Source organism: Marinobacter sp. ST-43, from assembly GCF_030541085.1.
GTDB classification, from domain to species: Bacteria; Pseudomonadota; Gammaproteobacteria; order Pseudomonadales; family Oleiphilaceae; genus Marinobacter; species Marinobacter nauticus.
The window spans coordinates 81,011-94,242 of record NZ_JASSVO010000014.1 but is presented as its reverse complement, the minus strand read 5'-3'; the positions used below and the strand labels follow the sequence as shown (position 1 = coordinate 94,242).

The 13,232-nt window shown below is 56.5% G+C and carries 10 protein-coding genes and 1 rRNA gene; 2 read left to right on the top strand and 9 right to left on the bottom strand.

The features are described from left to right. Positions 1-106, top strand: a 5S ribosomal RNA gene (gene rrf, locus QPL98_RS15200); the annotation flags it as partial. A gap of 65 nt (positions 107-171) precedes the next feature. Here rrf and QPL98_RS15195 read toward each other — a convergent pair. The 9 genes from QPL98_RS15195 to QPL98_RS15155 form a co-directional block, all read right to left on the bottom strand. Next, entirely contained in the window at positions 172-924 is a 753-nt protein-coding gene (locus tag QPL98_RS15195; protein WP_014421941.1) for a PleD family two-component system response regulator, read from the bottom strand. Between the two features lie 148 nt (positions 925-1,072). Continuing rightward, entirely contained in the window at positions 1,073-1,753 is a 681-nt protein-coding gene (locus QPL98_RS15190) for a sensor histidine kinase KdpD (RefSeq protein ID WP_014421940.1), read from the bottom strand. Continuing rightward, positions 1,750-3,390, bottom strand: coding sequence for a tetratricopeptide repeat-containing response regulator (locus QPL98_RS15185; RefSeq protein ID WP_199451748.1), 1,641 nt, complete (start codon positions 3,388-3,390; stop codon positions 1,750-1,752). The genes QPL98_RS15190 and QPL98_RS15185 overlap by 4 nt, the downstream gene beginning before the upstream one ends. After that, the gene (locus QPL98_RS15180) at positions 3,387-6,905 is read right to left on the bottom strand and encodes a PAS domain-containing hybrid sensor histidine kinase/response regulator (RefSeq protein WP_023011387.1); all 3,519 of its coding nucleotides are present in this window, start codon (positions 6,903-6,905) and stop codon (positions 3,387-3,389) included. Before QPL98_RS15180 ends, QPL98_RS15185 begins: the two co-directional genes overlap by 4 nt. Before the next feature lie 27 nt (positions 6,906-6,932). Continuing rightward, the gene (locus QPL98_RS15175) at positions 6,933-7,439 is read right to left on the bottom strand and encodes a hypothetical protein (RefSeq protein ID WP_014421937.1); all 507 of its coding nucleotides are present in this window, start codon (positions 7,437-7,439) and stop codon (positions 6,933-6,935) included. Between the two features lie 97 nt (positions 7,440-7,536). Beyond that, positions 7,537-9,303 carry a sodium:solute symporter family protein gene (locus QPL98_RS15170; RefSeq protein WP_022991676.1) on the bottom strand — a complete coding sequence of 589 codons (1,767 nt, stop codon included), beginning with the start codon at positions 9,301-9,303 and terminating at the stop codon, positions 7,537-7,539. A 6-nt stretch (positions 9,304-9,309) separates the two neighbouring features. Beyond that, complete coding sequence (locus QPL98_RS15165) at positions 9,310-9,573, bottom strand: DUF4212 domain-containing protein (RefSeq protein ID WP_022991677.1); 264 nt, start codon at positions 9,571-9,573, stop codon at positions 9,310-9,312. Between the two features lie 210 nt (positions 9,574-9,783). Next, positions 9,784-10,491 carry a PolC-type DNA polymerase III gene (locus QPL98_RS15160; RefSeq protein WP_022991678.1) on the bottom strand — a complete coding sequence of 236 codons (708 nt, stop codon included), beginning with the start codon at positions 10,489-10,491 and terminating at the stop codon, positions 9,784-9,786. A gap of 15 nt (positions 10,492-10,506) precedes the next feature. After that, the gene (locus QPL98_RS15155; protein WP_014421935.1) at positions 10,507-12,423 is read right to left on the bottom strand and encodes a putative nucleotidyltransferase substrate binding domain-containing protein; all 1,917 of its coding nucleotides are present in this window, start codon (positions 12,421-12,423) and stop codon (positions 10,507-10,509) included. 181 nt (positions 12,424-12,604) lie between these two features. Here QPL98_RS15155 and smrA point away from each other — a divergent pair, with 181 nt between their 5' ends. Beyond that, complete coding sequence (gene smrA, locus QPL98_RS15150) at positions 12,605-13,186, top strand: DNA endonuclease SmrA (protein ID WP_303293545.1); 582 nt, start codon at positions 12,605-12,607, stop codon at positions 13,184-13,186. The last annotated feature ends 46 nt before the right edge of the window (positions 13,187-13,232 follow it).

Genomic DNA, 13,232 nt, shown 5'->3' with positions numbered 1-13,232 from the left:
CATAGCGGTCTGGAACCACCTGATCCCATCCCGAACTCAGAAGTGAAACAGACCTGCGCCGATGGTAGTGTGGCGTTGCCCATGTGAGAGTAGGTCATCGTCAGGCGCCTAATGCCTAAAACCCCCGACAGCTTCGCTGTCGGGGGTTTTTTATTTCTGCCTTTATGGTCACTAGCGACCGATTAATTCAATAACGCCGCCAACAATGCTGTGCAGCAAACTGAATTGTTCATCGGTGCGCGCAATATACTCGTCCAGAACCCCTCCCTGCCATGTGACAAGCCAAACCAGTGCCACCAAACCCGCAATGGATAAGCCGCCGAGCCAGCGCATTTGCCGTTGTTGCTGGTCTAACTTCTGAACCTGTTGTAGCTGACATTCGGTAAAGGCAGCGCGCAACTCACGGATTTCTTCCTCCAGCTCTTCATAGGCAATTTCCAGCGTGGACAGGCGCCCGGTCATGCCCCGGGAGTTCTGTTCCGTTGCTTCCAACCCGTGATGTCCTCCTTCCTCAACGGCCAGGCGGATGGCTTCACTTTGTTCCTGATCAGGCACGTTAGACAGAATGATATCCAGAGTTCGCATCAGCTGGTCCCGGTCAACCTGCTTGCGAATGACGCCGGCAGCACCGAGGGCTCTGGCTTCCTGTAGGTAACGCTCTGCGTTCTGGGAGGTATACATGAATACCGGGATGTCCCGCGTCTCCGGCTGCTGCTTGAGTCTCTCCAGTGCCTGAAAGCCATTCATACCCGGGAGGAGATGATCAAGGAAGATAAGGTCGAAATGTTCCTGCTGAAGCAGGGGAAAGGCCTGCTCTGCAGTGGCAACCCCTTTGGTAGAGATATCCGCCCGTTCAAGCAGCCGGGACAACAGAATACGGGCCGTTGACGAGTCTTCGATGATCAGTGCGTGCCCTCGCGGCATGAGAGAGCTCCTCCCTGGAAGTGACAGACGTTGTTACGCCGTGATGAATCAGTCCGAAAGACTCGGGCACTATAAGTGCAGCTCAGAAAATATGCAGTGGGTTGGCGGGCCCGGGTTCCGTTTTTGAGACTCCCATTTCATTTTTGCGTCAGGGCAGCCAGATTTCGAATACACCCCCACCCAGGCTGCCGCCGTTGTGCAGTTTGATGGAGCCGGTTCGCTCGCCTTCGCTATGCAGTGCGGCCACAGACGAGGCGAAGAACAGCCCCAGGCTGGTACTGCCGGTATTGAAGTCCAGCGACTTGAAACTCAGGGTACCAGTATGTTGCATGCTTTCCGGGTAGCCCTGGCCATCATCTTCAACCCCCAGCACCAGATAACCGTCTTCTTCGCGCGCAATAAGCCGTATCTGGCTTTTGGTATAACGGATGGCGTTGTTGATGGTGTTGTTGAGTACGCCGGTCAACAGGTCCTCGTCGAAAAAACCATTGATGTCATCTGCGGCAATTGAATATTTGAGGCCGAGTCCCTGCAACAAAGGGATATGCCTGGCGAGGTGCTCCTCCAGGAAATCCGGCACAAAATGCTCGTCAATGTGGGCAGAGAGATTGTTTTCTCCCAGGCGATAGATACCCAGTAACTGAACCAGATCGTTATGCATACGCTCGGCTTCGTACTGGAGCATGTTGAATTTGTCGGAGCCAGCAAGGGATTGCTCATGTTCACCACGAAGTTCGTCGAGGCTGTTCAGTAACATGCCGAGAGAATTTTTCATGTCGTGCACGGCAGAGGCCAGCACCATCGAAAAGTCGATGTTTGGGTCGGTCATGCGGTCAGTCCTTTCAGTTTTCGGGTGAGGGCCAGGTATCGACGGTGTTGACGATGCTGCTCTGGCAGCTTGCTCAGACGATCCAGGCGCTGTTGGCAGGCAGCCAGTAACGCAGGCTCCGGGCTCTGGTCATATTGCTTCATCAACACCTGAACCAGGTTCAGGTTCAGGGCGGCATGGTCCGGAACGATCGCCAGGGCTTTGTTGAAGGCTTCCACTGCAGCGTCGAGGTCGCCTGCCTCAAACGCTTTGATGCCATCCCGGTTCATGCTGCGCGCTTCCAGTTTCTGACGGAAGCCAACGGGCTCGTCCAGGAGGTTTTCAATTTTCTGCAAGGTGTCCGGGTCGTTATCAAATCGTGAGGCCAGATCGCCGAGGATTCTTTTGGCCTGATCTTCCCGGCCCATCCGGAACAGGGTTTTTGCGAAATCCAGCCCCATATCGGCCGGGAGTTCCGCCAGGCTCTCGAGCTCCGAGCTGACCGCGGTAAGAATCTTTTCGGCCTCCCGGTGGCGGCCTTGTCCGGCATGGAGACGGCACTGCACGATCCGGCTTTTGAGCCCGATGGTTTCATCGTTGTCGAACCGTTTCTCCATTTTCGTAAGCACAGAGAGGGCTTCTGACGAGCGCGCCGCGCCTTCTTCGTCCAGATCGCCCTCGCTCAGATCGGACAGGCTCTGGGCGAGCGACAGGTAATGCTCTGCATTGTCGTGTATGGAATAGGTGCCCAGAGACACCGTCTGTCGCCAGGCCTGGGAGGCGGTGTCAATATCCTGGTTTGCGCCGGCAAGTTCAGCGAGATGCTTCTGGCGGAGCAGAGCGTTGGGGGAATGTTCAGCTGCTTTCTCAAGAACCTGTTGGGCCTGGGCCGATCGTCCCTGTTTCTGAAGGCCTTCGGCCAGCAGGTCGTAGGCTTCCATATAGTCCGGGTGTTTTTCAATCAGAGCCTTGAGGCCGTCGACGGCCTGATCAAAGTTCCGGTTGGCGAGCAATACCTTACACCGGCCTAGCCGGGCCCAGGACAGCTCCCGCTGATTCAGAACATCATCGTAGACCTTCTGGGCGTGGGCCAGGTCGCCGACCATGAAGTAGAGTTCCCCGAGTGTCTTCATCAGCCAGGTTTTGTAGCGGGGCTGTTTGGGCAGGGTTTGCAGGCAAAGAACGATGGCTTCCGGGTAGTTTTCCCGGTCGATCTCCCGGGTGATGGGGAGCAGGGCATTGCGCTGTTTGATCAGGCTGCCCAGACGTTGCTCCAGCATGGCACGGTTAATGGGCTTTGTCAGATAGCCGTCAGGCTGATATTCCCGTGCCCCCATGACCATTTCCTTGGAGGTTTCCGCGGTTACCATCAGGAACAGCGATGAGCGTTTGAGGAGTTTCTTGTGCCTCAGCTCTTCCAGTACGTGCTGGCCGTTTTTGCCTTCCCCCAGGTTGTAATCGCACAGCACGACATCGACGTGATTGTAGGTACAGTACTGGATGGCGGGCGTGGCGTGAGCAACCAGCTCAATCTTGTCGGCACCACAACTGCGGAGCATCTGCCGCATGGATAGCCGAAAGTTCTCGAAATCGTCGACAACAAGAAAAGTAAGCTTGCCAAACGGATTTACTGCGTCTTTCCGGTCGGATGGATTCATGACCGCTTCTGTTTAAGTAGTTTGTTTACGAGTGCTCGCAGGGCTGCAGGCTTCACTGGCTTGTACAGTACCTGGTAGCCCCGGTTGCCTGCGTCGTCACGTACCTCCGGCGCCATATAGCCGGTAATGAGGATGCCGGGAATGTCGCTTCCCCGATGTTCCCTTATGCTGTCCATGGCATCCAGTCCATTGCGGTTATCATCCAGCTGATAATCAGCCAGTATAATATCGGGCCTGCGTGCGTCCAGTTTGTCCAGGGCATCATCCAGGCTTTCGGCGGCAGTGACATCACACTGCCAGTTGCCCAGCAACGCGACCATGCCTTGCAGAATGGCTGCGTCATTGTCGATGCACAGAACGTGAAGGCCCCCGAGATTGGAGACCCGCCTTGAACTGCTGCCGCTTTTCTGGGAATCCAGCCGGCTTTGATCGGCCGGGGCGACCGGAACCGTGATCCCGAATACGCTGCCTTTGCCCTGGATGGAGTGCACGGTGACGGGGTGATTCAGCATGCCGCTGATACGATCAACAATGGCCAGGCCAAGCCCCAGCCCCTTCTTGTCGCGACCATGCTGGAATCGGCGGAACTCCTCGAAGATGTGATTAAGCTGGTCATCCGACATGCCCGGGCCGGTATCCCAGACTTCAATGCGAAGATAGCCTTTGAGGCGTCGGCAGCCCATCAGGATCTTGCCGCTTGCAGTGTAGCGGATGGCATTGGACAGGAAGTTCTGTACCACACGACGCAGAAGTTTCGCATCGGAACGGACCCAGGCGGTACTGGGGACTACATGCAGTTCCAGCCCCTGATCCTTGGCGATGGCTGAAAACTCGGTGGCCAGATGCCGAAGCAGCTCGTTGACCGGAAACACGCCGATATCCGGCTCAAGTGCCCCGGCATCAAGCTTTGAAATGTCCAGCAGTGTACTGATGATCTCCTCAGCCGCGCCCAGCGAGCTGTCGATGTGGTCTACCAGATCCCGGGTTTCGCCCTCGTTCACTTTGCCGGACAACGCGGAGGTAAAGAGTCTTGCTGCGTTCAGGGGTTGCAGCAGGTCGTGGCTTGCAGAGGCAAGGAAGCGGGTTTTACTCTGGTTTGCCTGCTCGGCTACCGACTTGGCCTTGAGCATCTGCTCATTGATCACCTGCAGTTCCTGGGTACGCTCCCGGACCCTTTGCTCCAGATAGATGTTGGTTTCCTTCAGGGCCTGCTCGGTCCTGCGCATGGCGGTAATGTCCTGGAATGTGGTGACATAGCCGCCGCCTGGAATCGGACTGCCATCCACCCGGACGACCGTGCCGTCGGGGCGCTGACGCTCGTAAGACATGGGTTTGCCTTCACGCATGCTGTTACAGCGGTTCTCGACGATGTCGTCAATTCGACGGGCAGACAGGTTGGCGTTGGTGAGGTTATAGCGCATCAGGTCTTCAACCGGCCGGCCAACCCGGACAAAGCCCTTGGGATAGTTGAACAGCTCGAGATAGCGATGGTTCCAGACGACAAGTTGCTGCTGATGGTTGACCACGGACACGCCCAGGCTGATGTTCTCGATGGCAGACTGCAGTAATTCCCGGCTGAAGGTCATGGCCTGGGAGGCTTCATCGACAATGCTGACCACGTCCTCAATCTGCATATCGCGGCCAGTCAGGGTCGACTCCAGAACCACGCGGGCGGTGGAGGCTCCAATCACCGATGCCAGCTGGCGCTCTATGTACTTCATCAGGTGGGTGGAAGCTGGCCGCTGAGGATAGAGCCGGATGGCATTACGTCGTTCGTAGTTCCTGAAAATGCTTTCGGAACGTTCTTCCCCCATGAACCGGTCGGTCAGGGCCTGCAGGTCGGAGGTAAGAATCTCACCCTGCCAGCTCTGGTGCTGGGCATTCTCGGCTTTGGGCTGCGCATCGTGGAAGAACGCGGCAATCTGAATCTTCTCCCGAATACGTTGCCGGGTAATCAGGGAGAGCAGAATATAGGCCCCGGTGTTTACCCCCAGACTCCAAAGAATGCCATGGCTAATCTGATCCAGGTCGGAACCGAACAGGGCTGTTGGTCGGGTCCAGTTCCAGCCAAACAGGCCGTGCTCAATCAGGGTATCCGCAACCCACCCGGTGGATACCAGCGCGGGCAACAGCAAGGTGTAACACCACATCAGGAAGCCCAGCCCAAGGCCCCAGGCAGCTCCGGTGAAGTTACCCTGGCGCCAGAGAATACCGCCTACGAGCGCGGGACCAAACTGGGCCGCTGCGGCAAAGGACAGTAAGCCAAACGCCGTCAGGCTGTAGTCTTCGCCAGCCATGCGGTAGAAGCCGTAGGCGGTCAGCAGTACTACAAAGATGGCAACCCGCCGGATCGTCAGCAGCAGGAAGCTGAGATCAGTTCGTCGGTTCATGCCTGGTCGGAAGAACTTGAGCAGGCCTGGCATGATGATTTCATTACTCACCATGGTGGCTATGGCGACGGAACAGACAATCACCATGGCGGCCGCCGCTGATCCACCGCCCAGAAACGCCAGTACGGCAAGCCAGTGTTCCCCTGCCATGATCGGCAGTTGCAGGATGACGATGTCCGGATCGCTGCCCGCCAGGTGAGTGCTCAACAGTCCGGCTGCGGCAATGGGAATGACGAATGCGCTGGCGATGATCAGATAGATCGGCATCGCCCAGCGAGCGACCTCAAAATCCCGGTGATCGGTGTTCTCCACCACCATCACGTGAAATTGCCGTGGCAGGCAGATGATGGCCAGCATGGCAACCAGCGTCTGTGTGAGGAACGCAGGGGCTTCCAGCGACTCTGTGGTAAGCGTGCCCATCAGGTCAGCTTCGCGGACTCGGGTAAACAGGTCCCCGAAGCCATCGTACAGCCCGTAGCCAACAAACAGCCCCACCGCCACAAAGGCGATGAGCTTGATCAGTGATTCAAAGGCAACGGCCTGGATCATGCCCCGATGATGTTCTGTGGACTCCAGGTGCCGGGTTCCGAACAGCACGGTAAAGACCGCCAGAGCCAGGGTGATGTACCAGGCAGAGTCGTTCCAGGCCGCTGTACTCAATTCCTGATAACTGTCACCGGTGCCCGAGAGGACATTAAACCCCAGGGCAATGGCTTTGAGCTGAAGGGCAATGTAGGGAACGCTGCCGATCAGGGCAAAGATGGCCACCATGGCCGCCAGCACCTGGGATTTGCCGTAACGCGAGGCAATAAAGTCGGCAATGGAGGTGCTGTTGTTGCGTTTACTGATGTAGATGATGCGCCGGAGCAGCGGCGCAAAGAAAATGAATACCAGTAACGGGCCCAGGTAGATGGGGAGAAATGCCAGACCTTCCTGGGTGGCCCGACCAACTGCGCCATAGAAGGTCCATGACGTGAAATAGACGGCCAGGGACAAACCGTAAATATGGGTTCTGGCCAGACGGCGCTTGTAGAGCCCCGGGTGCCGGTCACCTGCCCAGGCGATCAGGAACAGCAGTGAAATGTAAGTGATCGATATAAGGACAAGCAGCCAGGCGCTAATCATGGGGTCTTGTTATCCGCTCCTGTGGTCTCAGCTTCTGCAAATGATGGTATAGAGTGGATCGTCGCTCTCCAGCAACTTCATGTTATCTACTCTCGGCGCCCCGTCGGAACCCAGTGGTACCAGCTCCCGGCTGCCACAGTTAATGAGATGAATCCGGTGCGAAACCGCATCGGTGACCGTCTGCTCGAAACGGTAAAGGGTGAAGCGAACAATGTTCTGATCACCGGTATCACGGCTGATACTTTCCTTGTCGACCGCAGAGAATGAGGTCACGTAGGGAAACACAAAGGTCCAGGGGCGAAAGAAAATTCTCTCCTGTTCGGTGGCCACAACCACAGCTTCTTCCGGCAGCATGGCTCGTTTGTGGTCATACCAGGTGTATTCTCCATAGATCAGATAACCCAGCATGCCCGCACCGGCAAAGACCGGAATCAGCCACTTCGGGGCTTTTTTGGCGGTGGCCGCGCGAATACCCATGGCGATGCCAGCGGCACCAAGACCGCAAAAAACGGTGGCTACAAATGTCCAGAACATACAACGGTTTCCTCAAAAAAGAACGGGCTCCCTCACTGAGGAAGCCCGTTCGGTTTCAACCTGTCATCAGGTGCGATGAATCAGATTGTCTTTCGCTTCAGTGATCCTGGGCAGTACCGGCACCACGCGGGTAGCGGACGCTTTCAACCAGTTCCTGAATTTCAACGGGCGGCTCTGCAGTCACCTTGGATACTGCGAAGGCTACCGCAAAGTTGACGATCGCACCAATGGCACCGATAGACAGCGGGGAAATACCCAGCACCCAGTTCTCGGGAGTGTCTGCCAGATTGTTGGTGCCCGGGATGAAGAACCAGCCTTTGTACACGAAGATGTACACCAGAGTGAAGATCAGGCCGGACAGCATGCCCAGAGTCGCGCCCACGTTGTTTACGCGTTTGGAGAAGATACCCATCATCAGTGCCGGGAACAGCGAGGCAGCCGCAATACCGAAGGCAAGGGCAACCACCTGAGCCGCGAACCCTGGCGGGTTTGCACCGAGATAGGTGGCGACAACAATGGCAACGGCCATGGATATCCGGGCAGCCATCAGTTCGCCCTTATCACTGATACTGGGGTTGAATCGTCCCTTGATAAGGTCGTGACTCACCGCCGAGGAAATCGCCAGCAGCAGGCCGGCGGCTGTCGACAGCGCGGCTGCAAGACCACCGGCTGCGATCAGGCCAATGACCCAGCCTGGCAGGTTGGCGATTTCGGGGTTGGCCAGTACCAGGATGTCACGGTTAACCACCAGTTCGTTGCCGTTCCAGCCGCGGGCCTGGGCTTCAGCTTCAAACGCAGGTACGTCGTTGTAAAGCTGGATACGGCCGTCTTCGTTTTTGTCGGTAAACTGAATCAGACCCGTTACTTCCCATTCCTTGACCCAGTTCGGGCGCTCATCATATTCGATGGGGGCGGCCTGGGTTCCGTCCGGGTAGATAGTGGTCATCAGGTTCAGGCGAGCCATGGAAGCGACAGCAGGAGCCGTCAGGTACAGCAGGGCAATGAAGACCAGGGCCCAGCCGCCAGACCAGCGCGCGTCAGCCACCTTGGGCACGGTGAAGAAACGAATGATAACGTGTGGCAGACCGGCAGTACCGATCATCAGGGACAGTGTGAACAGAACCATGTTCAGTTTGTTGTCCACATCAGCGGTATACTCGTTGAAACCGAGATCAGTGATGACCTGGTTCAGCTTCTCAAGCAGCGGCAAGCCAGAGTCGGTATGGGTAGAGAACATGCCCAGGCCCGGAATCGGATTGCCTGTCAGTTGAATGGAAATGAATACTGCGGGAATCGTGTAAGCGACAATCAGTACACAGTACTGGGCTACCTGGGTGTAGGTAATGCCTTTCATGCCACCGAGTACCGCATAGACGAATACAACAACTGCCGCGATGATCAGACCGGTGGTGGCATCCACTTCCAGGAAGCGGGAGAAGGCCACACCAGCGCCAGCCATCTGGCCGATAACGTAGGTTACCGAGGCAACGATCAGACAGATAACGGCTACCAGTCGCGCGTTTGCGCTGTAGTATCGATCCCCGATGAACTCCGGAACCGTAAACTTACCGAACTTCCTCAGGTAAGGAGCCAGCAGCATGGCCAACAGGACGTAGCCACCGGTCCAGCCCATAAGGAACGTGGAGTTGGCATAGCCACCGGCCGCGATCAGACCAGCCATGGAGATAAACGAAGCGGCAGACATCCAGTCAGCACCGATTGCGGCGCCGTTGGTGATAGGATGCACACCACCGCCCGCAACGTAGAAATCGCTGGTACTGCCGGCCTTGGCCCAGACAGCAATGGCGATGTAGAGGAGGAACGAGCCCCCTACGAACATAATGTTGATTGCAAATTGGCTCATTTGTCCTTACTCCTCATGCACGCCGAATTTTTCGTCGATCTTGTTCATGCGCCATGCATAGTGAAAGATCAGAACAATGAAGGTAAGGATGGAGCCTTGCTGGGCAAACCAGAAGCCCAGATCGGTGCCGCCTACGGGGATTCCCGCCAGCATCGGGCGTAACAGAATAGCGAAGCCGTAAGATGCCAGGGCCCAGATAATCAGGCTCCCGAATATCAGGCGTAGATTCGCCTTCCAGTAGTTTTCAGCGTCGTAGCTATGACCTGACATACAATCACTCCTGTATTGTTGTTGTGGAGATTGGGTGTTTTTTTGGTGAGGTGTTGCGGATAGAGAATTTATTATTCATGTAGTACTTCTCCGACTTGTTGTCTCCTCCGACTTTACCGGTCAATGGATTTATGGATATTGGCAAATGGTCTAACTCTCAGTAACTTGCCTTGTATTTGGTCAAGGACATCGCCAGTAGATCCTGTTCCGCTAATAGCGGTGCATATGCTGTAAACGGCGTTGATAATGCAGCTTTTCACTGAGTTCTTTGAGAGTTTTGACGTCGTTTTTCCGGGCTTTATTGAGGGCTATCAGTGCCAGTTCTGCGGTAACCAGCGCGTCGGCTGCGGCGTGATGGCGTTCACTGATTTCCAGGCCAAATACATCCGCCCAGTCGTCCAGGCCGCGCCCTTTGATCGTTGCTTTCGGGAAGAACGCCGGCATCAGCTCGGCAACATCCATCCAAACGTGGGGCAGCGTGTAGCCCAACTGGCTTTTCAGCGTTTTTTCGAGGAACTTCTGGTCGAAGGCGGAGTGGTAGGCAAGAATCGGATCACCGTTCATCCATTCCAGAAGGTAGAGCAGTGCATCCTGGGTTTCGTAGCCCTGAGTCAGGGCTTCGGGGCCGATGCCATGGATCAGCACGGTTTCCCGGATGTCCAGTTCAGGGCGACGCAGAATCAGGTCAAACTGGTCTTTCAGGTGGATGACGCCACCTTCGATGGCAACCGCTCCGATGGCGATCACTTCATCTTTGGATGCGTTCAGGCCGGTGGTCTCAAGGTCAAGGACAATCAGCCGGCTCCGGGACAGGGGCTGGTCGGCAACGGTTTTCGGGCTGGGCAGGTTGGCGGCATCGTGATCGCCGACCGTGCCGCCACGCCGTTGGGCGAGCCACTGTTTGATGTATTCCAGCATGATCTGTGTGCGGGCCTATAGTTGGTACGTGACTTCGAGTTTCTGCTGGAGCCGCTGGGCCTGGCGGAAAGACTCGCGAAGTATGCGCCGGTCCAGAGGATTCAGGTCGTCCGGATCGATGTAATTGGTCAGCTCCTCGCCCCGGTCGAGCATTTCCTGATGAGCACGCATACGGATGGCCTGAATCAGGCTGTAGGCTTCCTTCCAGGCGTTGGCGTCCTTGGCGTCAAAGATGTCTTTTCTGGCCAGGGCGTCAATGCGCTCCAGGGTATTGGCGGCTTCCACCCCATGGGCCAGTGCGAACACCCTTACGGATTCCACAAATGGCGCCAGGCCCTGACGTTTCAGATCCAGCGAGTGTTTCTTCTCGTCGTTCAGATAGCGGAAGTTCCGGAACATGGTCAGGGGCGGTTTTCGCTGCAGCGCGTTGCCAGCGAGCATTTTCTGGAACAGGGCGTTCTTGCGGATGCGTTGGAGCACCTTCTCCAGCAGACGATGGAGTGGCTCAGTGGGGCCGAAGACCGCTCTCATATCCAGGAATATCGACGAGTAGACCAGGTTCTGGGGGGTTGAGGCATCAATAAAGCGGATAAACCAGTCGTCCCATTCCCGGTCACTCAGGCAGAGTTTGGGGTTGCTGGCCATAATGTTGCCTTTGCACAGGGTGAACCCGCACTCCGCCAGTTCGTCGTTGACCTTGCGGGCAAAGGGCAGCAGTTTCTCACGCACCTGGTCTTCGGTCATGCCCTCTGGTGTTTCGAACAGAATACCGTTGTCCTGGTCGGTCAGCAGGGTTTGCTCCTGGCGGCCTTCACTGCCAAAGGTAAGCCAGGTAAACGGAATGCCAGGGTCGTTTTTCTTGAGGTTAAGTTCGAGTACCCTGCGCACGGTGACATCGTTCAGGGTGGTAATGATCTTCACCACTTGGCCCGAATCCGCGCCGTGGGCCAGCATGGCGTCGACCAGCCTTGAGACATCGGAGCGAAGGCTGACCAGGGTGCGCAAGTGGGTGGCAGTGCCGATGGTTCGAGCCAGGTTGACCAGGTCTACCCGCTGAAGAGAAAACAGATCCCGCTCGGATACCACGCCAATCAGGCGGTCCTCTTCGTCGACCACACACAGATGGGCAAAATGGTGTTCCGCCATCAGCATTGCCGCCTCAAAGGCGTCCGCTGTGGCGGGCAGGCGACAGGGATTGCCTGTCATCACCTGACGAATGGGCGTGTCGAGGGGGCCCTTTTCCTCAGCGATCATGGTGCGCAGGTCGCGCAGCGTGAAAATGCCGGTTGGATGACGATTGTCATCGGTGATAATGATGCTGCCCACATTATTCTCGTGCATCCGGGCTACGGCCTTGCGAACCGGCAGATCCGGTGAGCAGACAATCGGGTTGCGCAGCGCATAGCGCTCCAGGGGGGTGTCCAGGCTGTTGCTGGAGCCAATGGAAGCCATGGCCTTGGACTGGATGCGCTGATTGACCTGATCCAGCAGGCTGCTCACGCCCCGCAGGCAGAAATCGCGAAAGGATTCGCTTTCGGAAAACAGGGTGATGAAGGCGTTCTGTTCAATACTGAGGCAGAAGGTATCGCCGGAAGCCCTGTGTAGCGTTCGGGTCGGGCGCTCGCCAATCAGTGCCGCAAGCGGAAAGCACTCACCCTGGCTGATTTCAAAGGTGGTTTCTGCCCGGTCTTCTTTTTCATTGTGGCGCTCACCCCGGATACGTCCCTGCTTGACCACATAAAACCGCTTGACCACTCCATCGTCGGGCGAGAGCACTTCGTCGCCATCGGCGTAAAACCTCAGGGTCGCATGCTCAGCAAAATGGGCCAGATGGGTGTCGTCCATGCTGGAGAACGGGGCATGTTCCCTCAGGAATGACATAATCGCTCGGGTGTTCTGAGGGCGGGTAGTGTCCTGATTTGCTGCGGCCATATCGTGATCCGTAAGCTTGGGAGCCAGGTACGGGGAGCTCCGTCATTATTATTCTCCGCTTGCAGTGTAGTTCAGCGGAACCCGGAGGGGCTCTACGATTTTCGTCGCAGAGCTTTTCTTTATGGTAGACCGGTGCGGTGATAGAGTTCTGATACTCGTCAAACCGGAATCAGTTAGTGTCATGACCAGTAAAGATGAACGCCTTGCCTTCCTCGAAGAAATGAAGGATGTGCAGCGGATACGCAAACCCAATCGGGCCGAGGTATCGGTGCCCAAGGAGCTGACGCCCGGGCACCTTGAACGCCAGAGGGCGGCGGTTGAAAAACCGGTGCGAGACCTGAACCCGCTGACATCCGATATGGTAGAGCCGCTAACGGCACACGACATTCTCAGCTGGCAACGCCCAGGCGTTCAGCACGGGGTTTTCCGCAAGCTGCGTCTTGGTCAGTACCCGATCGAGGCCCGGCTGGATCTGCATCGCATGACGGTGGAAGAAGCCCGCCGGGAAGTGTTCGGTTTTATCAACGACTGCGTACATTACGGTTTACGCTCGGTGATCATCCTGCACGGCAAGGGCGAACGCAATCCCGATGGCATCGCCCAGCTCAAGAGCTACCTGGCGAAGTGGTTGCCAGAGCTGGACAACGTTCCGGCTTTCCATTCGGCAAAGAAACACCACGGTGGCACCGGCGCGGTTTACGTAATGGTCAGGAAAAACGATCGGGAAAAACAGCATAATCGGGAGATCCATGGTTCCAGATAAGGAATCGTCTGGATTATTCGCTACGACGGAAACACCGAATCGGGAG